The sequence below is a fragment of the Collinsella sp. TM05-38 genome (assembly GCF_003466445.1).
In the GTDB taxonomy this organism is placed as follows: Bacteria; Actinomycetota; Coriobacteriia; order Coriobacteriales; family Coriobacteriaceae; genus Collinsella.
Window position 1 is genome coordinate 52,788 of record NZ_QSPM01000009.1, and the last position, 23,548, is coordinate 76,335.

A 23,548-nucleotide genomic window follows, 5' to 3' on the forward strand; every position below is an offset into this window, starting at 1 on the left:
TCACCTACCGACGTTTGGTGAACACGAACACGCCGACGATGGCGAGACCGATGACGCCGGCGGCAACGCCAACAATGGCGAGCGGGTTGGTGCCAGCCTCCTGCTCGGAAGCACCAGAGGACTTCTTAGCAGTGGTCGTGGAAGCAGCACCCGTATCGGACTTGGAATCGGACTTCTTGTCGGACTTGTTGTCCTTGGTCTCGGTCTTGATCGACACCGTCGTCTTGGTCGTCGGCTTATGACCCGGGGCGATAGCGCCGCCCTTCGAGCCGGAGCCAGAACCCGCGCCAGCGCCAGCGCCGGAACCAGTACCGGTACCAGAACCGCTGCCGCCATTGGAACCAGCGCCGCCATTACCGCCAGGGTTGGTGGCATTCTTGGTCCACTTGGCATACAGCGTCAGGTCGGCCGTCACCGGCGTGCTAAAGTCATACGCCTGCATGCAAGCCTCATCGGCATACCAACCGCCGAAAGTGTAGCCGTCGCGCGTCGGATCGGCCGGCTTGACCAGCTTGCCATCGGCCGTAGCAACAAACTTAGTATCGCAAGCAGACCCGCCGTTGGAATTAAAGGCAACCGTCCAAGACTCGACAGCTCCAAGCTTAAACAACGTGCCCGAATCATTGATGTAGTACAGGTTGCCAGATGCATCGGCAATGACCGGAGAGTCGCAGTGCTGGTAATGGCCAGCCGCATCATAAATCTGCGTCGCCTCTGCATCGCCGAGCGTATAGCGATACACGCCACCACCAGCAGAGTAGTTGACGTAATCCTTGCTATCCGCGCTGTTAACAGTGAAGTACACATAGGTCTTGCCGCCCTGAACGCTCACCAGCGGAGTAGCAGCAATACCGTTGAGGCCAGCCGGCAGCGCCTTGCCGTCGGCAGCAGCGACCATCGTGGTCTTACCCGTCTTCAGGTTATAGAGAACCAGAGCAGAGCCAGTAGCCGTCTGTCCGCCGACAATCAGATTGTCACCAGACACCGCAGGGGCGCTCAGATTATTCGTAAGGCCCAGATCGACCGTATTCTGTTCACTCAACACGCCCTTCGCCGAGAGCGAAATCACATGGAGCTTTCCGTCGTGCGTCATCTGATAGAAGGTCGAACCATTGGACGGATCGGCAATGCAATCGGCATTTGCGACGGCGCTGAGCTTCATGGTCGAAACGACATCGCCCGTCGTCTTATCAATGCACTTAAGCGTACCCGCGCTCGTAGGAACGATGGCATACTTGTCCGTCAAAGCCGCACCAGTCCAGTAATAGCCCTCGGCAGGGTCGATGTTCTGCCAAGAAACTTCGCCCGTGGCAATCTTAATGCGCGCAAAGGAGCCGTTGCCGTAGGTCGCGATGTAATTCTCGTCATACGAAATATCGACCGAGCCTACATAGACGTACTCGCCGTCCGAAACGACGGTGCAGGAGCTCTGCGTCAAGTCCGTCAAACCAGGCGTCAGCCACTTGCAGATCAGCTTGTCTGCAGTAATCGCCTGGACCGCACCGCCGTTGAGCGGAACGATGATAAGGCCATTGGTATAGATCGGACGAGAGGTATAGCTCACCTTGGAGGCAAGCGGCGCAGAGGCAACCTTTTTGCCCGTGGACGAATCGATCTTAATGAGCTCGTTCTCGGTCGCGATGTACACAAAGCCGTTAGCGATGACAGGCTCGCTGCAGTTGGCATACTGCTGACCAGACTCGGCCTTCCAATCGAAGGCCCACTTAAGACCGGCGGCCTGCGCAGGCGTCTTGGCATCCGTTACGGACGTACCGTTGCCGCTGTTGCCGTAGCCGGCCCACTCGGCATCCCAATCAGGAGTCGTCGCATTCGGATCCACGACAATCTTGTCGGGATCGGGCATGGGCGAATCGTCGGTGGTATAGGCAAGCGTAACCTTATCGCCGCTCTTGAGCGTAATCTGGTTGGCGCAGAGTAAGGAGGACTCTCCATTGATATACAGGTGCCAGTATTTTTTGGTCGCAGCATCCCAGGCATACGGCTTGTGATCGAACGGCGAGTTGATGGAATTGAGGAACCAGTACTCACCACTCTGGGAGCCGTTGTACGTAACGCGCTTGGCCTTCAGAACCGCCTCAACAAGGTTCTGGGCAGTAGAGCCTTCGGGCAAAGAAACATTGCTTGCCGAGCCCCAGCGAGTATTGTTGCCGTTGACATCGGGGCCGATAACATCGACAGACCCAAGAACCTGACCGGGAAGGGCATCGGCGTCAGCACCATACATAAAGGTGACGGCGTCACCCTCTGTGAGTTCATAGTTGCCGGCACCGACCGTGGCGGACTTGCCATTTACATAAAACTGCCAATAACTGCCGGTCGCAGGATCATACTCATAGGTCTTATCGTCAAGCGGCGATTTAATTCCGCTGAGGTACCAGCCCCAAGACTCTTCTCTGGTAACAAGCTCAAGACCAGTCTGCTCAAGTAGATCCTTAGCGGTGGAGCCTGCCTTGAGGCTCGTCTGGCCCGTCGAAGCCCAAACCTGCTGCTTGCCGTCCTTGTCCTTACCGAGGACCTGAACGGAAGCATGGACAGAATCGGAGGGCAACTGGTCGCCCCAGCCACCGTAGAACCACGTAACGGTATCCCCAGCATGAATGGTGACATTGTCTGCCGGGTAGTCGCTCGACTTGCCGTTGATAAACAGCTGCCAATAGGTCGAATAATCTTGGGGCGTACCCAGCTCAACACCGTTGTACTTAAGACTCAGAATGAAGGAGCCCGCAGCAACGGCGTCAATATCATTCGCCTCGAGCGCGGCCTTCGTAAGGTCAAGCGCGCTCGAACCGGACGTCACCACATACTGCGCGTTGTCGACCCAGGTCTGAGTCTTGCCCTGTGCATCGCGACCAATGACGGTCACATTTGCGGCAACCTGGTCCTTAACGACAGGGGACGCGCTACCAGCCGTATAGGCAAACTCAATCTTCTGCCCCTGGGTGAGCTTGACGCCGCTCGCGCCAACCGAGGAAGACACGCCGTCGACGAATAGCTGCCAGAAGGCATCAGTCGTCGGATCGTAGGCAAGCGTGCGACCATCGCTGGGGGATGTGATGCTTTCGAGGTAGAAACCGTATGCCGTGTTCGGTTCGTACTTCGCCTTGAAGCCCGTCTTCTCCTGCAGCTTAACGAAGGCGTCCGCAGCCGTCGCGCCCTCGTCGAGCTTGAGCTGCGTAGGTGCCACCCAGGTCTGAGCCTTGCCGTCGGCATCGGTGCCGATAATCGAGAACGAGACCTCGACTTGCTTCTTGGCGACATCGCCGGTTTCTGTCGGGTTCTCTGTCTGGACGGCAGCCGCGGCGGCAGATCCTGCTTGGCCAGTGGGCGCCGTCGAAGACTGCTCGCTCGTGGCAGGGCTCTCCCCCGTCGCCGAGCCTTCGTCGCCAGCTGCTGCCTCTGTTGTGTCGGCACTAGCTGCAGGCGCGCTCCCGGAATCCGAAACCTCGGCCTTGCCCTGGTCGGCAGTACCGCCCGCGGCCCCCGCGCCCTCACTCGGCGTCGCAGCCTGAGCCACAGCCTCGGCAATGCCCTCGGCGCCCTCGGCCCACAGCTGAGCCGGCGTGGTGCCAAAGACCATCGCGAAGGCCAGGAATGCCACCAGGCCGCGCTTGGCTACACCGCGTGCAATCGCGCCACGGCGATGCAACGAGGCGCGCTCGCGCTCGTCCTCAAACATATCCATTTGTCCCCCATTGTCTGTACTTGGAGCGTTGCCTTGAGGCTGCCCCGCGTCATCGCGCATGTTGCGCTCGAGTACCCCCATCGGGGTCCCCCTTCCCTCCAGAGCCCTATGCACACCGACGGCATGAGCCGCGGTCGCGTGCAAGATGGGGGGCGATCCGACTTAACCTTAACGGCTCAGGCGCGCCGTCCGATCTGCGACGCGAACATCCCGAGCCAAGAGGAATTACGGTTACTGGTACAGCCGGGGACTTGCACCCCGATTCTCCCAAACGCGCAGGAAAACCGCGCATTCGTGCGTCTCCGCACCACCATCTAGGCCATCTATTATTACTGTCAATATGCTATCACGCAAAAGGGCCTCGCACGCAGGCGAAGCCCAAGGTAAAAGCTATTGTTTGCGATAGGAAAATGCGGTGACAGTCGCAGCCTCTAGTGCTTGCCGCCGTGACTGTTGAGCCAGATATTGCGGCCCAGCATAAGCGCCAGCACCAGCGCGCTCACGTAGCCCATAAAGCCAATGACCGGGATACCAAACACAACCGGCTCGATGCGTGCGTAGTACACCACCGACGAACCGATAAACAGACCGGCGATCACAATTGCCATCGACATGCGGTCGATAATTCCACCCAGCTGTCGCAGCGCCTTATCGCTGCTCATGATCTGCGTGTTCACCTTAAGCTGGCCGCGCGTGAGCATGCGCGAAGCCAAGCCCAGATACTCGGCCGCCTCGAGCGAGCCCTTCGCCGCGCGATAGCTGCTCGCGGCAAGATCGCTCCCCATATCGCGCACGCGCGCATAGGTGCTTTTCTCGTTTTTAATATGCGTCTGGATGATCTGGATCATGTTGACGTTGGGCATGTACTCGGTCAGCAAACCCTCGAGCGTCACCATGCCGCGAGCGAACATCGTCACCACGCTCGGCAGCTCAACGTCATTCTTACGCGCGAGGTTTAACAGCGAGGTCAAAAACTCGCCGATATCCAGATCCTTCAGGTCAAGGCCCGCAAAGTCAGCCACGATAAAGTCAAGATCGGACAAAAACGCTGAATGATCGAGCTCGGCTGAATCGCCGCGCGTCACGGCAAAGCGCATAAGCGAATCCTTGAGCTTGGGCACGTCGCCCTCGGCCACGGCGAAAATCATGTCCTTGACGATACCGCGGTCGTGGCTCGACATACGCCCGACCATGCCCAAGTCGATAAAGTAAACGATGCCGTCCTTGAGAATGATGTTTCCCGCATGCGGGTCGGCATGGAAAAAGCCGTCGTCGAGCACCTGCGTCGAGTAGTCCTCGACGATTGCGGCACCGATCTTTTCCAAGTCATAGCCCTCGGCCACCAAGCGTTCAGGATCGGCGATCGAAATGCCGTCGACGTAGTCCATGACCACCACATGCTCGGTGCAAAGGTCCAGGTAAGACTTGGGACACGACACGCCGCGCACGCTCTTATGGAACTCATAGAAGTCGTTAAGGTTTTTGGCCTCGGCCAAAAAGTTGGTCTCCTCGCGAAACGAGGTCCACAATTCCTCGACTACGCCGTGCAGGTCAACGAATTGATCGGTGTTGACGAACTTGGAAACGATACGCACCACCGAGCGGATGATATCGATGTCCTGTGCCATAACCTGCTGCGCACCTGGGCGCTGAACCTTGACGGCCACGTCCTCGCCCGTCACCAGACGAGCGCGGTGCACCTGCGCGAGCGATGCGCTACCAAGCGGATTTGGGTCGATCGCATCGAACATCTCCCCCAGGCGCAGGCCGTATTCTTCTTCCAGACAACTGAGTACGACCTCGTACGGCACCGGCTCCACGTCAGAGCGCAGACGACGCAGCTCGTCGCAAAAGCGTTGCGGCAGAATCTCGGACCGGTTGGCCAGAATCTGCCCCATCTTAACGAACATGGGGCCGAGTTCCTCGAGCAGGCGGCGCAAACGAACCGGCGTGAGGTTATCCCACACGCGGTACTTTTTGACCAGGCGAACAATCTGCCCGATGCGCTCGCGGCGACCCGCCGGCGTGAGCTGGTATTCCTCATCCGGCGCCATCGCCTCGGGCTCCTCGGGGACCATATCGACAGCGCGCGGCTTCTTGCGAGGGCCCGAGACGGCGGCATCGACCTCATCGACAACCGCCGCCTCGTCACCCAAGGGATCTAGATTGTTGTAATCGGTGGTGGAATCTGCCATCTGCGCTGCTACTCGGCCTCTTCGGTATCCTTCGCATCGTCGGGCTCAACGGACTCGACGGGCACCGAGGTCACGTTGTCCTCGACCGAATCGACGATGTCGCGCACATGGGCCAGGAAGGCCGTGCGCTCGGGAGCGGTCATAACGCGGACGCGAGCCAGAATGAGTTCGTCGAGCACGCGCTGGGCCGCGGTCTCGCCCTGCATGCCCAGACGCTCGGTCAGGTCGGAGATAGTGCCACCAGCCTGCTCGAACATGTCGGACACGCTGCGGGCGATATCGGGGGCGCCTGCGTCCTTGCGCACCTGCTCACCCTTGGTATTAAGGTCGTCGAGAACCTTCTTGCTGCCCTCGACGGCAACGGCGGCGGCGCCGAAGCCCACGTTGATGGCACCGTTAACAAGCTGATCGAGTTTCATAACCATGGTTGGCTCCAATCACAAACAACTGCATTGGCGTTCTTGTACCCAAGATTGAGCGAAAGCGACAAAGCGTTTTAGCGCTATACGATCGACGGGAAATCCCTACCTCACGTTGTCGTTCATCGCGAAAGAGTTCTTCATGGCGCAGCTCGTGGTGTAGAGCACCTTGCCCAGCAGAGCATCGGTCTCCACCCGCACGCGCTCGGCAAACTCCTCGTTGGCGCGGGCGAGCTCGGCAGGCACTTCGGCCTCGGGCAGAACGGCTGCGGCAGCATCGACGTCATGGATCTGCTTGTGGCCCATGCCACCGACCTTCTCCTGATAGTCCTCCACGGCGCGGCCGCACTCATGGAAGCGAACGTCAGCCAGCGCGCCGATCAGGCGGTTGGCCCAGTAGAAGTTTTCGGACGTCACGCGAGCCTGTGTATCGGCATAGTACTCGGGCATGGTCTCGACGTTGGCGTACAGCGGAACCAGCGCGTTAAACGAGTTGGAACCAAAGGCCATCCACTGCACGGCGCGATAGGCCGGCTGCGCATAGGGGCGCAGCTGCAACACGGCGAGCTGGCTGTTGCGGTTGATGCCGATGGGGCGATAAGCGCCACGCGTGGCAGGCGTGCCCTTGCTGCCGTAGCAGTCGTACTCCGTGCCCTGGTAGTGGCTCGAAAGCACATACTTAATGTCCTCGATGGTCACCTTGCGCTCGGGCACGCGGCTCCAGGGGATATCGTCGCTCTCGGGCGTGTAGTCGGCGTCGGGGCCGTCCCACACATCGCTGGGGTTGAGGCAGCGCTGCATGTACCACGCGCGCGGCGTGTTGTAGACATGATCGCTGTCGCTGTGCGAGCCAAAGGCCTCGCGCGGGTTAAAGACCACAGCCGGACCGTCGCCCTCAACGCCCAGCGTCAGGTCCAGATGCCACTCGGCCATCCAGGAGCGCAGGTCGGCAGAGCACATGTGGTTGACCTGGGCGCCCTCGGCGTCATCCAGGTCAAAGCTGTCGATACCCAGCTGATTGGGCATGGTCACATAGGCGTCATCAGGCACACGCTTGGCAATCCAGTGGTGACCGCCGATGGTCTCGATCCACCAGATCTCGTCCACGTCGCTAAAGGCGATGCCGTTGTTCTCGTAGGTGCCGTAGCGCTCGAGCAGGTCGCCCAGGATACGAACGCCGTCGCGGGCGGACTTAGCGTACGGCAGGACCAGGGTCACCATGTCCTCCTCGCCCAGGCCACCAGGCTGCGCCGGCACATAGCCGTCCTCACCCTCGTTGCCCTTGGCGGGCACGTAGTCCACGAGCGGGTCGGCGCCACGGACGCGCTCGTTGGTGGTAAGCGTCTCGGTTGCAGACATGCCAACGTTGAGCTCGTTGAAGCCGGCCTCGGCCCAGATGCCGTGGCCCGGGATAACGTCAGGGACGCTTGTGTAACGCATGGGATTGTCGGGCAGCTCAATGGCTAGGTGGCTCAGGACACTCGTGTAGACACGCGGCTGCTCGTCGGGATGCACCACGCACATGCGCTTGGGCTCAAACACCCCGTTGGACGAGTCCTCGTTGCGGGCGACAAGGGTCGACCCGTCGTAGCTCGCGTTCTTACCAACCAAAATCGTTGTGCACGGCATGCGCATCCTCCTTGAGCGAAGAAATCAAACGATAACAGTGTATCGCTTCGCCGCAGAAAGGGCGAAACCACGGCGCTGGCAACCCCTGTGGTCAAAAAATGCCAAACATGAGTACTGTCACCAATTTAGTAACAGCAATTTTGCTACGCATGGGTGTCGGAAGTCTACATCTGTTCAATAATTAGATGATGTAATTCCTCATAGGTCCAATAAAATAGGCTCTCTATCGATAATAAATATCGTTAGAGAGCCAAATTGGCCTAAAATATATGTGACTATCTTGGCAACAGTACTCATATTTGACGTTTTTTGACCACGTGGTATATCGCTAACCCCTCAAACAGCCCAAAACGCCTATTTCGATGCACGCTCCGCCGCCTCGATCACGTGTTTGGCGAGAATCGCCGTCGTTACAGCGCCCACGCCGCCCGGTACGGGAGTAATCGCGCCAACGACCGGCTCCGCGGCAACAAAATCGACGTCACCCACCAGCTTGCCAGCGTCCTCATCCCAGTTAATGCCAACATCGATGATCGTCTGATCCCCGCGAACGGCATCCACGCCAATCGTACGCGCGCGTCCAACGGCCGCAACCACAATGTCGGCAGAACGGCACTCGGCAGCCAAGTCGCGCGTATGCGTATGGCACGTCGTCACCGTGGCATTGCGCGCCGTAAGCATGGCGGCAACGGGACGGCCAATCACCAGCGATCGACCGACGACCGCGACCTTGGCCCCATCCAGCTCAACGCCGTAATGATCAAGCAAAGCAAGCACGGCCTCGGCCGTACAGGGGGCAAAACCCTCGCCTCGCCCCGAAAGCGTGGTAAGCAGCGAGGCCGGCGTCATGGAGTCAACGTCCTTGGCGGGATCGAGCGCTGCGGCGACGGCGTTCTCGTCAAGGCCGGCGGGCAGCGGGCGGAACATCAGACAGCCATGAACAACAGGGTTGGCATTGATGTCCTTAATAGCCGCCAGCAGCTCATCCTGCGAAACATCGGAGGGAAGCAACACGCGGCGAGCCTCGATGTCAACCTTCTCGCAGCGCTTGAGGGCGCCACGCTCGTAGGATAGATCGTCCTCGCGCTCGCCCACACGAACGATAGCCAGCGTCGGCACGATGCCCTGTTCGCGCAGGGCGGCGCAGCGAGCAGCGAGCTCATCGGTCAGAGCACGGGCAACGGGAGCGCCTTTAAGCAGCACGGCCATGGCTATCCCCTCTTCCTTGCGGCGTCGGCGGCACGGCGCGCCAGCGCATCGGCGCGCGGCAGCCACGTATCCAGCAGCTCATCACACGCCGCCTCGAGCTCCTCGGCGCGCGCCCGGTCTTTCATAGACGTGGTATTGGCAAAAAGCGTCAGGCTCGCGCCCTGCATGGCGGCGCGGCAGAACACGGCACCGCACGCCACGTCTGACAGCAGCTGACGCGAGCCCTTGTCGGCCATGTCCTCGAGCAGTGCCAGCGCGCGTCCGCAGGCATCCATAATCCGATACGGAGGCATGGCCGCCACGCGCAACGCATCCTGAATCGCCGCGGGTCGAGCCGGATCATCACGAGGAATACCGTATGCCGCGGACACCTGGCCGTATGCACGAACATCCTCGGCAACCAGACCCACAAGTTCCTGCGCCAACTCGTCTGCCTGGGCAAACGCGTGCGTCAGATCGTCCATGCGATCGGCAAGCGCGGGGTTCGTCGCGCCATAGCGAGCAACCATTCCGCAAAGCGAGGCGCCCAGCGCGCCCACAAAGGCGCTCGCACTGCCGCCGCCGGGCACCGGCTCGCGTGCGGCAAGCGCCTCGGCAAACTCTCGACAGGTTTTATCCATCATCTCTTGACTCATCGAAACACCTCTGCCCACCGCGCCGGCCACCACGGGCCGCACGCATAATAAAAAAATGGGACAACGACGCCAGGAAGCGGTTGTCCCATTCATCGATCTTGTCCAAGCCAGTCTAGCCCATAAGACAAAGACTGTCAGGAGCTCTGGCTATCGGTGTTTCCGATTGCCGGCTATAGGCACGGGCGCCTAGTCCACCTGAAACGTCGGCAGCAGTGTGTCGATAATCTTCAATCCCATGTCGCGGTTTGCAGTCGAGTACTCCAAATGCGCCGTGGCAATCGTCGAATCCGTGACGATCGTCTTTTCGTAAATGATCGTGTCGCCCTCGCGCCACGAGACCACGTACCAGTTGTCGCCCTCTGCGGTATAGAGGTCGGCCTTGCCCGAGGTGTCCTCATCGACGAACATCTCGTGTGCAGTTTCGTCGTTAATGTTGACGTAGCCAAACAGGTTGATTACAAAGCCCGTCTCCGGGTCCTCATACCTGGCGCCGCTGCCGTTGGGAGTATCTTCCATCTCAAAGCGATTGGGAATCGACATGCTATAAGGATGCATGTCGTTCGTGTACGTATACACGTCGGTTAGGTAATCGTCCGAATCGCCCGAACCGTAGTATGCCGACTCGTCCTCGGGAACGGCCTCGTCATCGGACGACGAGGATTCCTTGGCCTTGGACTTGTCGCTCTTCTTCTTGGCAGAAGAATCTTTCTCGTCCGAAGACCCGGTATCGATCACCGAGATTTGCGTGTCAGAGCTCTTGGACCCATTAAGCATCGTGAGTGCAAACACCGTGCCGCCACCGATGAGGACCACAGCAGCACATGCCACAGCGATAATGACCGGCGCCTTGCTCTTAGGCTTTTGAGGCGCAGGCGCGACCGGCGGCATCGACTGGGTTAGACCCGGGGCAGAGGAAGGGCCAGCGCCCGTAGGCGTCGGCACGGAACCACCCGCCAGCGAGGCCCCGCAATGCGTGCAAAACGTCGATCCATCGGGAACTTGCTGTCCGCATTTTTGACAGAACATCGTTCGACCTTTCGTGGTTTAGCTTTTGTCACAGCCAAGTCTAAAACCTTAAGCCGGCATCGCTGTTGCGCAACATTGGGAGGATTAACCAAGCCGCACGCTTGCCCAGTGCCAGGCCCACCTTGCGGCAAGCCCGCACACGCAAACATGGGACATATGGCCCACCTTTCGAGACTCCCGGGCAGCACAAGCTGAGGCATATCTATAAGTAAGGAACCCGTTGGGGCACGGCCGCGCAACGGCCACAAGCGATGAACGGAGGCATAAGCCGGACAGTACACAGAGACATCCGCCGCCAGCGCAATCAGTACCCCAACAGCATACGGCGCCGTGATGTCACCGGCAGACAAGGAGGACGCCACCATGAAGAAAAAGACCCTATCAATCCTTTCCCTTTGCATCGCCCTCTTTGCCGCGTTTGCCCTTGTCGGCTGCGGCGGGAGCGCATCGGGCGGCGGCAGCGTCCCCAAGAGCGAGAGCAAGGAAAAGGCCCCCGTCGCCAAGAAGACCGACTTTATCTGGTTTAAGGTCGAGATGCCGGAGGGCGTTGGTGTAAGCGATTCCGCCGGCAAGAACGCCGACAGGGTCCAGCTCACCTTCCCCAAAGACGAGAACGGTTCGGCCGATCGCTTTATCCCCGTTTGGAAAAAAGCGCTGACGGCCGAGGAATCCCACGCCGACCAGGCGGAAAAGAAGGGGGACACGTTCCAGTGGAAGGACGGCGGGTCCGTCGAGTATAACGGCAGGACGTGGCTCGTCGGAACATACGAGGACAACAGCGGCATCTCAACCATGCTTTTTACCGACGTTGAGCCGGGAAGCGTCTACGTCCTCATCTCGAACTTCGACCAGCACAAGAAAGAAGCTGAGGCGCTCCTCAGCTCCATCGAGTTCCCCGATGACATGGCGAAGGCAGTTGCCGAGGCACGCGAAGTCGAGATTTCGAGCATCGAGATCAGGCATTAGGGGCTCGCACGCAGCATCGCATGCGCAGTCATTAAATGATCGGGCACCCAACACCGGGGAGGGTCGATAGCATCGGCCCTCCCCTCTTTTACACCCGCGCATATTGCCACTTGTCGGCGCAAATCCAGCCCCCAGAATGGGACACATGGCCCACCCTAGCGAGCCATCCACGCGTACAGTAAAGGCAGGTAATCCATGGGCGGTTACAGATCGAGGAGGACACGACCATGAAAATGAAGGCCTTTGCGATTCTCACCCTCTGCATCAGTCTCTTTGCCGCGGTTGCCCTGATGGGCTGCGGTGGCAGCGGTGGCGCTACCGGCAGTGGCGGTGGCGGCGGAGCAGAAAAGCCAGCCGTGGATATGAGGACCGACTTCATTTGGTTTAAAGTCGAGGTCCCCGAGGGCGTCGAGATCACCGACGTTGCCGGCGACACGGCCGACAGGGCCCAGTTTAAGTTCACCGAGAGCGAGCACGCCAGCGATCGCTTCATCCCTGTCTTCGACTCTGACAAGAACGCCGACGAGCTGTTCGACTACGAGGCCAAATGGAAGGCCAACTTTGAGTGGACCGAGAATGACCCCGTCAAGTACAACGGCAAGACATGGCGCAACGCTTCCTATACACACTCGGGCGGCGTGACGACCGAGTACTTCACCGAAGCAGGCGGCGGCAGCGTCTACGTGCGCATCGACAACGTCGAGGAGCACAAGGACGCCGTCGAAGCCATGATGAAGTCCCTGGAATTTGCCGACGACATCGCCAAGGCAAAGACCGAGGCCATGGACGTCAAGCTCGAGGATATCGAGATCAAGCGCTAAAGCTCCAACGGCATGCAGCAGCGCCGTTTTAGCTCAGCCGGGATGCAAGGTGCGACTCCTTGCATCCCGGCTTTTTGTGTTCGAAAGCGCCCGGTCACATCACCATGTTCAACGCATTCACAAACTCCTGAGCTTGGAAGCGGCTGCTCGGGCTAAAGACACAAGCAGTCAACAACCTGTTGCGCAGGAAAACGTCGCGGCCCTTGACCCTGTTGACCCCCGTAATGTCCTTAAGATAGACAATCTCGGTGTGCTTGCCGCCGAGAACGCCCTTCTTAAGCACCTCAAGGCGATTCGGGTAGATCTTAACGTCTTTAAACCTACCCGAACCTTTGTCCTGGAATAGCAGCGTATTGTTGTCCATGCGCGTCACTCCCGTGGGGCTCGCTAAAACTGTCTCTATGGTCACATTTTAGTCACCGCAAACCCTTTTCGCGGTCGCGCACGGAGCACCAAATCGTGTCCGCACGAGCAAATAAACTAATACCGCAAGGACTATAAGCCGTTATCCAAGGATGGTGAAATAAAACAAGGGATTAGCAATGGCTAAGATTTAAGTCTAAAACCCTTAGTAAGTGCTAATATATAGTTATTGAAAGAGGCTGAGATGCAGAGACGCGAATTGATCCGTATCCTCGAAGAAGCCGGCTTCATCTCGAAAGGAAGCACCAATCACGAGAAGTTCGTCAAAGGCGACAAGCTCGTGCTCGTGAAACGCCATCGAGAGATCGAGGAGCAAATTGCCAAAAGAATCCTAAGGCAGGCAGGGCTTCGATAGCTCATCCTCATCACATTTCGCATCGCTTTTTAAAGGAGGTCTTACATGGTTTACGTATGGGAATTCGAGTTCTTTGATTCGGACGGCGTTGTCGACGCTGTGCCATGTGGCTCGCTGGGCGGAGGTGGAACGTTCGGATCCGACCTAAACGACGCTGTCGAAAGCGCCGCTGATTTTCTCGCATGCATGGTCGATGACCACCTAATGGGCGGCGTTGACCTGCCTGCGCCGGACTTTGGCCACGAGCCGCAGCACGGTGGCAAGATTATCGTCGTGGCCGTCAGTCGCGAACTCAACGATATCCCCGCCGTCACCGCAGCGGATGCCGCGCGCATACTTGGCGTTAGCTCGGCAAGAGTATCACAACTGATAAATGCTGGACTGTTGGATTCATGGAAGGATGGCACCAAGCGCATGGTATCCAAAGCTTCCATCGAGGCACGACTCGCCGACGCTCCAAAGGCAGGACGCCCAAAAGAAATGCCTGTTGCCGTGTAAAGAGACGTCTAGGCATACCATTTTGGCATATTGACTATTGAGTTCTCTCGATTCGCGACGCACTGCGTCGCGAATCGAACTGAACATATTGCCGCAGGTAGCCGCGCATCCTCAATCCAAAGTACGAGAGGTGTTTCCCATGACAGACAGACCGAAAACAACGCTACGCGACTGTATTTACGGGCTTGCCGTCGGCGACGCGTTGGGCGTTCCCTACGAGTTCAGGCCCCGCGGCACGTTCGAATGCACGGACATGATCGGCTACGGCACGCATGGGCAGCCCGCCGGCACTTGGAGCGACGACACATCTATGACGCTTGCCACCTGCGACTCGATTAGGGAGCTCGGGCATATCGACACCGCAGACATGCGCGACAAGTTCGTAAGCTGGATTGCCCGTGGCGAGTATACGATTGACGGCGTTTTCGATTACGGTGGTACGACCGCCTGCGCCTTGCACACCGGCAAAGGTGGCTCCGGCGAGCGCGACAATGGCAACGGATCGCTCATGCGCATCGCTCCCCTGGCGTTCACCGATGCGACGGACGAAGAGGTCAGAAAGGTCTCCGCGATTACGCACGCCCACAGAACGTCAACCGACGCATGCATCATATATGTCGAGCTGATGAGGGATGTGATGAACGACGTGCTCCCCTCGTGGGCACTCCATCTGAAAGGCGTGCCCGAGTACGAAATCAGGTCCGGCGGCTTCGTGCGCGACACGCTTAAGGCAGCCACTTGGTGCTTCGTCAACACTAACAGCTACGAAGATTGCGTGCTTGCCGCCGTCAACCTGGGCGACGACACCGACACCACCGCAGCCGTCGCCGGCGCCCTCGCCGGCACGGCCTACGGTCTCAAAGCCATCCCACAGGAGTGGGTCGACGCCCTACGCGGAAAAGAGCTGATTGAGAGCTGCCTGTTTTAGGGCGCCATTCAAGAAATAAGGCAGGAGGCGTCATGGAGAGGAAGATCGCAAATATAGACGAGTTCCAAGTGGACGAAAACGGGATTCCGCTATTTCCAGCAGGACTGAAGGAAGAAGCCAACCTCTATGTCCTCCCCGACGAGCGTTACCTCCCCTGCGGGGTCTACAGGACCGAAGATGGCGGTCACTCATTTATGAGACATCCGGGCTCAGCTTCTTCGGGCAGATGCCTGCTCAACTCACAGAGAGCTAGAGGCTTGATTGCCCGTTAGATCGACACTGGTCCAAACCATGGGATGGGCAGGATGTCCCCCACCGCGGCCTGTGAGGTGAAATCTTGACCGCCGCGGAATCCGCCTGCGGGCAACGCTCCGATCTCCGATTGGGGTGAAGCCTATGAACTTGTTTCTTGAAATCCTGCGCCTCTCGATGTATGTGACCGGCATTACCCGGAACCTCTACTCGATCTGGCGGGAATATAAGCAGTAACGGATAGCGAAGGGAGTCATGAAAAGGGCCGGTTGCAGCCGGCCCTTTAGACATTAGCACCTGCGTTGCCCGCGTCTCCGAAGTTTGAGTAGCTGAGGAGCGGGTTCCGCGGCACATCCTGATTTTACCCAGTGAGACGGCTCCTTTGCAGTCGCTCCACCGTTTATTTACATCTGCCATCACGGGCGGGGTGTTGCGCACTCTCGCGAGCCAACCGGCACCACTCCCCTACTTACCAAAGATCGCAGCGAACAAGCCCTTGCGTTTGGGCTTCTCCTCTCGGTAGGAACCCTCGACGGCGGCTGCAACCTGGCGCGGTTGCTCGCCGTCTCCACGGCGCACGATCTGGTATAGGAACGGCGATTTAACATATTTGACTTCGATGGGCGTGGCGTGCACGGTGCTCTCGCCGGACAGATGCAGGCTCGGGTTGAGCGGCGCCACGATATGCGTCTCGCGCTTGTCGCTAAACACCACCGCGGCCGCACGACCCGTCTGGCCGTTCACGGCGATGCGCACCTGCTCGCCATCGCGGCTGTCCGTCGCCGGACGATCGACAAAGTAGACCGGCACCATCACCAGGCCGTCCTTATGCTTGCGGGCCTTGCGCGCCCAAGTGCGGATGCTCTTTTTATTGAGCCCCAGCACCGCCTCGGCATCGTTGCCGGCAATGTCGAGCGCCAACTTATCAATGACCACCTGGTCCTTGGTAGACGCATCGACGGAGACAACGCGAAAGTCACCTTCCTGCATGGCGGGATCGAACGGACCGACCTTGGCAAAGTCCCACGGCTCCAAAATGCCCATGAGGCGAACGTCCAGGTAGTTTGCCCTGGGGTATGCCCAGTCGAGCACCTCGTAGTACACCAGGGTTTCCTTGCTCAGGCCCTTGCCCGGGAAGCTCGCCATCATACGCAGGTCCGCCAGCGCCATGGGGAAATAGAAGAGCATCATGTCGTTTTGGATCGCGTCTTCCACGTCGTGCCCGGCAAAGACATCCGGGTACTGGCGCACCAGCTGCAGCGCGTTGGCACGTGCCTGCTGCGGCGAGATTTCGCAGGGAATACCCTGCTCCGGCACATACTCCGCACCCACGCCCATGGTCAGACGTTTGCTAAACGTACCGGGCTTGAGCAGGTCGGCAATGCCGATCTTGTTGCCGCAGGACGGGCACTCAAACACACGCTGCGTTGACTCGCCCTCAAAGGACGCTCCGCAGAAGGGGCAAGGAATGCTCACATGCGTGGCCTCTTGGAGCTCCTGCGCCGTGCCGCGATCCTCCCACAGCAGATGTTCCAGGACCGACTGATTGCGCCAGTGCGAATTGAAGAAATACCAGTCCGGGTCCTCCGGGCGCTCGAGTTGCGACACATGCGTGAGCTTAAGCAGCCCATCGACAACCGTCAGCGGCGCATGGCGAATGCCCAAGGCGCTTTTGGGCTCCCCCGCATCGGCCTGCCACGGAATGACCGCACCGCAATAGGCGCACTCAAAGCTGCGCTTAGCCTGGTGTGAGTACATGGGGCCGCCGCAGTTTTGGCATTTAATAGCAAACATCTCATCCATGGAAACGTCCTCCTTTGCACAGGGGCTGTCGACATTAAGTATGTCGAGTAAACAGTCATATGCCCATACCCATGTGGCCCAAAATGGACCACCCAGGCAGACGAGAAGACTCGCTCGTTAGCACCGGCAGACTATTGCTGCATTTTCTGATCATCGGTGCACGGCGCCCCCGCGCGAGCTACACTATCCCCTTAAACATGATTGTGAGGACGATCGCCATGCTATTTGTTCATCGACTGGTACATAAACTTGTTCCCGGCAGCGAGGGCGAACCGGTCGATGCCGGCACCCGCACCAACGCGGGCTTTGCCGCAAGCCTCATCTGCATTGGCCTCAACATCACCCTGTGCCTGGCCAAGGGCATCGCGGGCCTGCTCGCCGGTTCCGTCTCCCTCATCGCCGACGCTTTCAACAACCTCTCCGATGCCTCGAGCAACATCGTGAGCCTGCTTGGGTTCCGCCTTGCCAGCCGCCCGGCAGACGAAGGTCACCCCTATGGCCACGGCCGCTATGAGTACCTAGCCGGCCTATTCGTCGCCGTCCTGGTTTGCGCCGTCGGCATCAACCTGATCCTCGAGTCGGCCACTAAGATCATCAAGCCTTCCCCCACCGCATATTCGGTGCTCTCCTTAGCCGCCCTCGTCTTGTCCATGCTCGTTAAGCTCTGGATGGCCGCGTTCAACCGCGCACTGGGCAACCGAATCGATTCCGAGACGCTCATCGCCACAGCACAGGACTCCAAAAACGATGTCATCACCTCGGGCGCGGTCTTGACGGCAGCACTTATTTCGCAAACGACCGGCTTTGACCTCGATGGCTGGGCAGGCCTGGGCGTGGGCATCTTCATCTGCATCAGCGGCATGGGCCTCGTGCGCGACGCCATCAGTCCACTGTTGGGACAGGCACCCAGCCCTAAGCTTGTTCAAGCGATTCGCGACAAGATCATGTCGTATCCGCAGGTCCTGGGCACGCACGACCTCATGGTGCACGACTACGGCCCCGGCCGCCAGTTTGCCAGCGCCCACGTGGAGATGCCCGGCGAGGGCGACGCGTTTGAGCACCACGAGATCCTGGACACCATCGAGCACGACATCAAGCGCCAGATGGGCATCGACATCACGCTGCACAGCGACCCCATCGCCACCACAGGCGACGACCTGCGCGGCTGGGTCAAGCGCGGTGTCATGCAGATCAATCCCGCGCTCTCCATCCACGACCTGCACGAGCACGACGGGTTCGTTTCGTTTGACCTGGTGCGTCCCGACGGCTTTGACATATCCGACGAGGAGCTGCTGGAGCTCGTCACGCGCATCGTGCACGAGCGCCGGCCCGATGTCTCGTGCGTCGTCACATTTGACTCGGGCTTTAGCTCGCCCGAGCGTCCGGCAGAGCAGCTGTAACCCCGCTCCGCTCGGCCGCTAGTTTCCCTGTGCACCCAAAATGCCGTTTTGTAGGGCGTTCCAGGCATCTGTCGCCATGTCTCCCAAGTTCTGCGCGGTATCGCCCAGGTTTTGTGTCGTATCGCCCAGCTCTTGCGCCTTGTCTCCCAATTCCTGCGCCTTGTTGCTCAGGTCCTCCAGCATGTTGGAGCTCGAGCTGTCGGTGCCGCTTTGGCCGTCGGACGAGTTGCCCGAGCTGTTCTTATGCGTGAGTTGAATTTCAAGGTTACCGTTGTCGTTATAGTAGGCAGAAGTAACGACCCAGTTGGCATCGACGACGGGCGTTGAGCCATCATCAGTCAGAACCACGGCATTCGAAAGATCAGCGCCGCGCGACTTGAGAATCTTTTTGGCGTTGGACCAGTACTGTCCCGGGATATCGCCCAGCTCTACTGCACCCACCTGGGCGACCTCTGTCTGCTCGGCCGTCGTGCTGGTTGTAGCACCTCGCTTGTTGAGCATGCCCGACACAATGGCGAACACAATCGAGAGGGCAAAGAAGATCGCCAGCACAATGAGGATCTTCTTGATCACGCTCGACGAACGCGACGGCTTCTTCTCCTCGTCCTCGCCATATTGCGGAATCGACTTGGGGTACTCGCGATACGGCTCCCGCGACCCGTAGCGAGGCTGCGCCGTGCGAGGCATATACGTCGTCTGCTGAGGCTGCGAAATGGGATTCTGCGGCAGGTCATCATAGGGATTCGGCGTCGAGGCGGCATAAGAATCCTGCGGCGCGTAATCAAACGGGTCCGGAGCTGCGTTGCCATAGGGGCCATGCGAAGATGCAGCGTAAGAATCCTGCGCCGTGTCGCCATAGTCCATAACCCGGGTGGGCTCGGCAGAAGGCTGCGTCGCGGCGGGGTCGGTATAGCCGGGGTTGGGAACAACGCGGGTCGCATCGGCGCTATCGCCAGCCTGCGCGGAACCGTAGCCGCCCATCACGGTTGTCTTGTCCTGATCCATGCAACGATTCCTTTCCGTCGCCCGTAAGCATCAAGTTATCCATGCATTCTACCCGCGCAAAAGCCTATGATGGGCAGAGCCCGTCGGTATCTACAAGACAAGCGCGGCCAGAAACAAAAGCCCCGCCGGGCCTTGGTAGGCGCGGTGGGGCGGGCAAGCGGCTATGAGCAGCAGGCTTAGAACAGGCCGGTGATGTTGCCGTCGTTGTCGACGTCGATGTTCTCGGCCGCGGGAACCTTGGGCAGACCCGGCATGGTCAGAACGCTGCCGGTCAGCGCGACCACAAAGTGGGCACCGGCGGAAACCTTGAGCTCGCGTACCGTGATGCGGAAGCCCTCAGGAGCGCCCAGCGCCTTGGCGTTGTCGCTAAAGCTGTACTGGGTCTTGGCAACGCACACCGGCAGGTTGCCAAAGCCGTTCTCGCGCAGCTCGGCGAGCTGGCGCTTGGCAGCCGGCGTAAAGTCGACGCCATCGGCGCGGTAGACCTTAGTGGCGACAGCCTCCAGGGCGTCGGCCACATCGGCACCGTCCTCGTAGGCAAACTTGAGCTCGCTCGGCTGCTCAATCAGGCGCATGACCTCATCGGCCAGATCGAGCGCGCCCTCGCCGCCCTTGGCCCAAACTTCGGACAGCTTCACGTTGACACCCAGCTTCTGGCACTCGGACTCGATGAGCGCAAGCTCGGCCTCGGTGTCCGTCGGGAAGCGGTTGATGGCGACCACACAGGGCAGACCGTAGACGTTCTGGATGTTGTCGACGTGGCGCAGCAGGTTGGGCATGCCGGCCTTGAGGGCCTCGAGGTTCTCCTCGTTGAGGTCGGCCTTGGCAACACCGCCGTTGTACTTAAGGGCGCGAGCGGTCGCGACGACCACGACGGCGTTGGGACGAACGCCCGTCATGCGGCACTTGATGTCCAGGAATTTCTCGGCACCCAGATCGGCACCAAAGCCGGCCTCGGTAATGGCGACATCGCCAAAGCGCATCGCCATACGCGTGGCCATGATAGAGTTGCAGCCGTGGGCAATGTTGGCGAAGGGACCGCCGTGGACAAACGCGGGCGTGCCCTCGAGCGTTTGCACCAGGTTGGGCTTGAGCGCATCCTTAAGCAACGCGGCCATGGCACCCTGGGCCTTAAGGTCGCGGGCACGGACGGGCTCGCCGGCAAAGCTGTAGCCGACGACGATCTCGCCCAGGCGCTCCTTGAGGTCGCTGATGCTCGTAGACAGGCACAGAATTGCCATGACCTCGGAGGCGACGGTGATATCGAAGCCGTCCTCGCGCGGCACGCCCTGGGCTTTACCGCCAATGCCGTCAATGACGTGGCGCAGCTGACGGTCGTTCATATCGACAACGCGCTTCCAGGTGATGCGCTTAACATCGATACCGAGCTGGTTGCCTTGCTGAATATGGTTGTCGAGCATGGCGGCCAGCAGGTTATTGGCGGCGCCAATAGCATGGAAGTCGCCGGTAAAGTGCAGGTTGATGTCCTCCATGGGGATGACCTGCGCCCAGCCGCCGCCGGCAGCGCCACCCTTGACGCCAAAGACAGGGCCGAGCGAAGGCTCACGCAGGGCCACAGCGCTCTTGACGCCGCGACGGCGCAGTCCATCGGCCAGACCGATGGTCGTAGTGGTCTTGCCCTCGCCCGCAGGCGTGGGGTTGATGGCGGTCACGAGGACAAGCTTGGCCTGGTGATCGGTCGGCTCGTTGAGCAGGGAATAGTCGACCTTTGCCTTGTCAAAGCCGTACGGAATCAGATGCTTAACGTCGACGCCGGCGTTCTTGGCCACCTCGGTAATAGGCAGCGGCGTAACAGAACGTGCGATTTCGATGTCAGTAGGCATGGGCGGTCCTTTCGTTACCGGATGAGAAAAAGACCAATCCAGCATAGCACGGGCGCGCAATAGTAAAACACCCGTAACCGACGAACGGCGATATGTTTACCCAATGCCCAGCGATAGCCTACAAACCCATCCTAAACGGTCGGCTCAATTCCCAAATGCTCAAAGGTGCGAAGGGTTGCCTGACGGCCCTGGGGCGTGCGAATCATCAACCCGCACTGCAGCAGATACGGCTCATAGACATCCTCAAGCGTACCCGGGTCCTCGCCCACCGCACTGGCAAGCGTGGTCAAGCCAACGGCACGGCCGGAGAACGTCTTGGCGAGTGTCTCCAAAATGCGAATATCCATCCAGTCCAAGCCAAGCTCGTCGATCTCGAAAAACTCGAGCGCCTGACGGCAGATATCGAGCTCGATAGGGCCGTTGCCGCGCACCTGCGCGTAATCGCGCACGCGCTTGAGCAGGCGATTGGCAAGGCGTGGCGTGCCGCGCGAACGCGAGCCGATCTCGAGCGCGCTCGGATGGTCGATCGTCACGCCCAGGATAGTCGCCGAGCGCGTCACAATCTGGGCGAGCTCCTCGACCGTGTAGTAGTCCAGGCGATATGAAATGCCAAAGCGGTCGCGCAACGGGCCGGTCAACATGCCCGAACGGGTCGTGGCCGCCACCAACGTAAACTTGGGAATATCCAAGCGAATCGAGCGCGCAGCCGGACCCTTGCCGATCACGATATCGAGCGCAAAGTCCTCCATCGCGGGATACAGAACTTCCTCGACCGAACGGTTGAGGCGGTGGATCTCGTCGATAAACAGCACGTCACCCGGTTGCAGGTTAGTCAGAATGGCCGCCAGGTCGCCGGTGCGCGCGATGGCCGGACCGCTCGTCGTCTTAATCTGAGCGCCCAGCTCGTTGGCGATAACCGTAGCCAGCGTGGTCTTGCCCAGACCCGGAGGGCCCGAGAAGATCACGTGGTCGAGCGTCTCGCCGCGGCTCTGCGCGGCCTCAATCAGCACGCGAAGGCTCTGCTTGATATGCTCCTGACCGCAGTAGTCATCCAAGCGCTGGGGACGCAGGGTACGATCGACATCGAGGTCCTCGGGCGTCAGCTCCGAGCCCACCATGCGCTCACCGTGCGCCATGGATGCCGCCGGCGAGTTGCCGGGCGTCGCCCACAGGTCCTGAGAGTCATCGGCTTCCCACATCACGCATCCATTCCAAGTCGCTTAAGCGCCGCGCCGAGCAGATCCTCGACACGCATATTCTGCCCATCATACCCGCTCAGGGCAACATCGGTCTCCTGCGGGCTAAAGCCCATGGAGAGAAGCGCCGCGCGAGCGTCATCAATCGCCGAGGGAGCGGCGGCGGGCACCGGCATTGCGACCTGGCCGGGAATCACGTCGACCGGCACAAAGCCCTTGTCCTTGGCAAAGGTGCTCTTGAGCTCCAAGATGAGGCGCTGGGCGGTCTTTTTGCCCACGCCGGGCACCTTGGCCATGCCCTTGTCGTCCTCGGCCATCACCAGCGAATACAGCTGTCCCACCGTATAGGTGGAAAGCACGGCGAGCGCCAAGCGCGGGCCAACGCCCGAGACGGACACGAGCCGGTCGAACATCGTGCGCTCGTCCTTGGAGGAAAAACCGAAAAGTGTCATGGCGTCCTCGCGCACCTGCATACGCGTGTAGAGGCGGACCTCGCCGCCGGACGTCGGCAACGTGGCCGCAGTGCTGCCCGAGATGCCGAGCTCAAAGCCAACGCCCGACACATCGACGACAGCAGAGCTCATCGTGGCTTCGACAAGCGTGCCGTGGAGCTGGGAAATCATCAGTATCCGGTTCCTCTCTGTTGATAGAACTCGCCACCGGTAAGCACCCGGGTGCGGCTGAGGTTTACATGGCAGATGGCGCAGGCCAGGGCATCGGCGGCATGGTCGGGATGCGGGTCGTGGTCGAGCTGCGTGAGCGTGCGTACCATGTAGGCGACCTGCCGCTTGTCCGCGGCGCCGGTGCCCACCACAGCCTGTTTGATCTGCATGGGCGTGTACTCGCCAATCTCGAGCGCGCACTCCGAAAGCGCCACGAGCGCAGCACCGCGGGCATGCGCCGTGGGGATGGCCGAGCGGACGTTGGCGCCAAAGTAGATGCTCTCGACAGCCGCGGTATCGGGGCGATAGCGCTCGACGACATCCTTAAGATCGCGGGCGATATGCGACAGGCGCACCGCGAGCGGACTTCCGGCACTGGTCTCGATGCAGCCATAGGCACGACAGCGAACCTCGCCACGCCGCTCCTCGATAATCCCCCAACCCGTATGGGCCAAACCAGGGTCGATACCCAAGATAACCAAGCCGACCTCCCCTCGTCACCAGCACAGCACAAAGCAAGGCCCCGCGCATCATTCACGAACGTCTGTTCTAGAATAACACAACGGGGTCAAGATGCTT

The 23,548-nt window shown here is 59.8% G+C and carries 21 protein-coding genes; 7 read left to right on the forward strand and 14 right to left on the reverse strand.

Annotation, left to right across the window (positions count from 1 at the left end):
* Positions 1 to 4: 4 nt before the first annotated feature.
* The 7 genes from DXD49_RS06615 to DXD49_RS06645 form a co-directional block, all read right to left on the reverse strand.
* On the reverse strand, positions 5 to 3,703 hold the full coding sequence (locus tag DXD49_RS06615; protein ID WP_158564872.1) for a DUF4430 domain-containing protein: 3,699 nt from the start codon (positions 3,701 to 3,703) through the stop codon (positions 5 to 7).
* Between the two features lie 431 nt (positions 3,704 to 4,134).
* The gene (locus DXD49_RS06620; RefSeq protein WP_117794550.1) at positions 4,135 to 5,898 is read right to left on the reverse strand and encodes an AarF/ABC1/UbiB kinase family protein; all 1,764 of its coding nucleotides are present in this window, start codon (positions 5,896 to 5,898) and stop codon (positions 4,135 to 4,137) included.
* An 8-nt stretch (positions 5,899 to 5,906) separates the two neighbouring features.
* A complete protein-coding gene (locus DXD49_RS06625; RefSeq protein ID WP_055250902.1) occupies positions 5,907 to 6,323 on the reverse strand; it encodes a hypothetical protein in 417 nt (138 codons plus the stop codon).
* A 99-nt stretch (positions 6,324 to 6,422) separates the two neighbouring features.
* Complete coding sequence (locus DXD49_RS06630) at positions 6,423 to 7,946, reverse strand: C69 family dipeptidase (RefSeq protein WP_117794551.1); 1,524 nt, start codon at positions 7,944 to 7,946, stop codon at positions 6,423 to 6,425.
* Between the two features lie 354 nt (positions 7,947 to 8,300).
* Entirely contained in the window at positions 8,301 to 9,155 is an 855-nt protein-coding gene (locus DXD49_RS06635; protein ID WP_117794552.1) for a bifunctional 5,10-methylenetetrahydrofolate dehydrogenase/5,10-methenyltetrahydrofolate cyclohydrolase, read from the reverse strand.
* Positions 9,156 to 9,157: 2 nt separating this feature from the next.
* Positions 9,158 to 9,790 (reverse strand): cyclodeaminase/cyclohydrolase family protein, encoded by a 633-nt coding sequence (locus DXD49_RS06640; protein WP_118405694.1) that lies wholly within the window; start codon positions 9,788 to 9,790, stop codon positions 9,158 to 9,160.
* A 186-nt stretch (positions 9,791 to 9,976) separates the two neighbouring features.
* Positions 9,977 to 10,816: a zinc-ribbon domain-containing protein gene (locus tag DXD49_RS06645; protein WP_117794554.1), complete on the reverse strand. Its 840-nt coding sequence runs from the start codon at positions 10,814 to 10,816 to the stop codon at positions 9,977 to 9,979.
* A gap of 363 nt (positions 10,817 to 11,179) precedes the next feature.
* Between DXD49_RS06645 and DXD49_RS06650 the strand changes: the two genes are divergently transcribed.
* Positions 11,180 to 11,782, forward strand: a complete 603-nt coding sequence (locus tag DXD49_RS06650) for a hypothetical protein (RefSeq protein WP_117794555.1) — start codon at positions 11,180 to 11,182, stop codon at positions 11,780 to 11,782.
* A 227-nt stretch (positions 11,783 to 12,009) separates the two neighbouring features.
* Positions 12,010 to 12,603, forward strand: a complete 594-nt coding sequence (locus tag DXD49_RS06655) for a hypothetical protein (protein WP_117794556.1) — start codon at positions 12,010 to 12,012, stop codon at positions 12,601 to 12,603.
* Between the two features lie 94 nt (positions 12,604 to 12,697).
* Here DXD49_RS06655 and DXD49_RS06660 read toward each other — a convergent pair whose 3' ends face one another.
* Positions 12,698 to 12,967 carry a hypothetical protein gene (locus DXD49_RS06660; protein ID WP_117794557.1) on the reverse strand — a complete coding sequence of 90 codons (270 nt, stop codon included), beginning with the start codon at positions 12,965 to 12,967 and terminating at the stop codon, positions 12,698 to 12,700.
* Between the two features lie 243 nt (positions 12,968 to 13,210).
* On the opposite strand from DXD49_RS06660, the gene DXD49_RS06665 reads away from it, so the two are divergent.
* The 4 genes from DXD49_RS06665 to DXD49_RS06680 all read left to right on the forward strand — a co-directional run bounded on the left by DXD49_RS06665 (position 13,211) and on the right by DXD49_RS06680 (position 15,079).
* A complete protein-coding gene (locus DXD49_RS06665) occupies positions 13,211 to 13,381 on the forward strand; it encodes a type II toxin-antitoxin system HicA family toxin (RefSeq protein ID WP_117763153.1) in 171 nt (56 codons plus the stop codon).
* Positions 13,382 to 13,426: 45 nt separating this feature from the next.
* Complete coding sequence (locus tag DXD49_RS06670) at positions 13,427 to 13,879, forward strand: helix-turn-helix domain-containing protein (protein ID WP_117794558.1); 453 nt, start codon at positions 13,427 to 13,429, stop codon at positions 13,877 to 13,879.
* A 139-nt stretch (positions 13,880 to 14,018) separates the two neighbouring features.
* A complete protein-coding gene (locus DXD49_RS06675; RefSeq protein ID WP_117794559.1) occupies positions 14,019 to 14,807 on the forward strand; it encodes an ADP-ribosylglycohydrolase family protein in 789 nt (262 codons plus the stop codon).
* A 32-nt stretch (positions 14,808 to 14,839) separates the two neighbouring features.
* The gene (locus tag DXD49_RS06680) at positions 14,840 to 15,079 is read left to right on the forward strand and encodes a hypothetical protein (protein WP_117794560.1); all 240 of its coding nucleotides are present in this window, start codon (positions 14,840 to 14,842) and stop codon (positions 15,077 to 15,079) included.
* A 445-nt stretch (positions 15,080 to 15,524) separates the two neighbouring features.
* On the opposite strand, the gene DXD49_RS06685 is transcribed toward DXD49_RS06680, so the two are convergent.
* On the reverse strand, positions 15,525 to 16,862 hold the full coding sequence (locus DXD49_RS06685; protein ID WP_117794561.1) for a hypothetical protein: 1,338 nt from the start codon (positions 16,860 to 16,862) through the stop codon (positions 15,525 to 15,527).
* Positions 16,863 to 17,080: 218 nt separating this feature from the next.
* Here DXD49_RS06685 and DXD49_RS06690 point away from each other — a divergent pair, with 218 nt between their 5' ends.
* On the forward strand, positions 17,081 to 18,262 hold the full coding sequence (locus tag DXD49_RS06690) for a cation diffusion facilitator family transporter (protein WP_117794562.1): 1,182 nt from the start codon (positions 17,081 to 17,083) through the stop codon (positions 18,260 to 18,262).
* Positions 18,263 to 18,280: 18 nt separating this feature from the next.
* Here the strand turns inward: DXD49_RS06690 and DXD49_RS06695 are convergent, their stop codons facing one another.
* The 5 genes from DXD49_RS06695 to ruvC all read right to left on the reverse strand — a co-directional run bounded on the left by DXD49_RS06695 (position 18,281) and on the right by ruvC (position 23,451).
* Positions 18,281 to 19,267, reverse strand: coding sequence for a hypothetical protein (locus DXD49_RS06695; RefSeq protein WP_117794563.1), 987 nt, complete (start codon positions 19,265 to 19,267; stop codon positions 18,281 to 18,283).
* Between the two features lie 176 nt (positions 19,268 to 19,443).
* On the reverse strand, positions 19,444 to 21,111 hold the full coding sequence (locus DXD49_RS06700) for a formate--tetrahydrofolate ligase (RefSeq protein ID WP_117763157.1): 1,668 nt from the start codon (positions 21,109 to 21,111) through the stop codon (positions 19,444 to 19,446).
* 131 nt (positions 21,112 to 21,242) lie between these two features.
* Positions 21,243 to 22,310, reverse strand: coding sequence for a Holliday junction branch migration DNA helicase RuvB (gene ruvB / locus DXD49_RS06705; RefSeq protein ID WP_117735946.1), 1,068 nt, complete (start codon positions 22,308 to 22,310; stop codon positions 21,243 to 21,245).
* Positions 22,310 to 22,930: a Holliday junction branch migration protein RuvA gene (ruvA, locus tag DXD49_RS06710; RefSeq protein ID WP_117763158.1), complete on the reverse strand. Its 621-nt coding sequence runs from the start codon at positions 22,928 to 22,930 to the stop codon at positions 22,310 to 22,312. Before ruvA ends, ruvB begins: the two co-directional genes overlap by 1 nt.
* Positions 22,930 to 23,451: a crossover junction endodeoxyribonuclease RuvC gene (gene ruvC, locus DXD49_RS06715; RefSeq protein ID WP_117763159.1), complete on the reverse strand. Its 522-nt coding sequence runs from the start codon at positions 23,449 to 23,451 to the stop codon at positions 22,930 to 22,932. Before ruvC ends, ruvA begins: the two co-directional genes overlap by 1 nt.
* Between the last annotated feature and the right edge of the window lie 97 nt (positions 23,452 to 23,548).

Coding starts and splice junctions, on each gene's coding strand:
- DXD49_RS06700 (WP_117763157.1), bottom strand. CDS start 21,111: ATGCCTACTGACATCGAAATCGCACGTTCTGTTACGCCGCTGCCTATT.
- ruvA (WP_117763158.1), bottom strand. CDS start 22,930: ATGATTTCCCAGCTCCACGGCACGCTTGTCGAAGCCACGATGAGCTCT.
- DXD49_RS06690 (WP_117794562.1), top strand. CDS start 17,081: ATGCTATTTGTTCATCGACTGGTACATAAACTTGTTCCCGGCAGCGAG.
- ruvB (WP_117735946.1), bottom strand. CDS start 22,310: ATGTGGGAAGCCGATGACTCTCAGGACCTGTGGGCGACGCCCGGCAAC.
- DXD49_RS06620 (WP_117794550.1), bottom strand. CDS start 5,898: ATGGCAGATTCCACCACCGATTACAACAATCTAGATCCCTTGGGTGAC.
- DXD49_RS06660 (WP_117794557.1), bottom strand. CDS start 12,967: ATGGACAACAATACGCTGCTATTCCAGGACAAAGGTTCGGGTAGGTTT.
- DXD49_RS06675 (WP_117794559.1), top strand. CDS start 14,019: ATGACAGACAGACCGAAAACAACGCTACGCGACTGTATTTACGGGCTT.
- DXD49_RS06665 (WP_117763153.1), top strand. CDS start 13,211: ATGCAGAGACGCGAATTGATCCGTATCCTCGAAGAAGCCGGCTTCATC.
- DXD49_RS06670 (WP_117794558.1), top strand. CDS start 13,427: ATGGTTTACGTATGGGAATTCGAGTTCTTTGATTCGGACGGCGTTGTC.
- DXD49_RS06630 (WP_117794551.1), bottom strand. CDS start 7,946: ATGCCGTGCACAACGATTTTGGTTGGTAAGAACGCGAGCTACGACGGG.
- DXD49_RS06680 (WP_117794560.1), top strand. CDS start 14,840: ATGGAGAGGAAGATCGCAAATATAGACGAGTTCCAAGTGGACGAAAAC.
- DXD49_RS06625 (WP_055250902.1), bottom strand. CDS start 6,323: ATGGTTATGAAACTCGATCAGCTTGTTAACGGTGCCATCAACGTGGGC.
- DXD49_RS06650 (WP_117794555.1), top strand. CDS start 11,180: ATGAAGAAAAAGACCCTATCAATCCTTTCCCTTTGCATCGCCCTCTTT.
- DXD49_RS06640 (WP_118405694.1), bottom strand. CDS start 9,790: ATGAGTCAAGAGATGATGGATAAAACCTGTCGAGAGTTTGCCGAGGCG.
- DXD49_RS06655 (WP_117794556.1), top strand. CDS start 12,010: ATGAAAATGAAGGCCTTTGCGATTCTCACCCTCTGCATCAGTCTCTTT.
- DXD49_RS06615 (WP_158564872.1), bottom strand. CDS start 3,703: ATGGATATGTTTGAGGACGAGCGCGAGCGCGCCTCGTTGCATCGCCGT.
- DXD49_RS06695 (WP_117794563.1), bottom strand. CDS start 19,267: ATGGATCAGGACAAGACAACCGTGATGGGCGGCTACGGTTCCGCGCAG.
- DXD49_RS06645 (WP_117794554.1), bottom strand. CDS start 10,816: ATGTTCTGTCAAAAATGCGGACAGCAAGTTCCCGATGGATCGACGTTT.
- DXD49_RS06635 (WP_117794552.1), bottom strand. CDS start 9,155: ATGGCCGTGCTGCTTAAAGGCGCTCCCGTTGCCCGTGCTCTGACCGAT.
- DXD49_RS06685 (WP_117794561.1), bottom strand. CDS start 16,862: ATGGATGAGATGTTTGCTATTAAATGCCAAAACTGCGGCGGCCCCATG.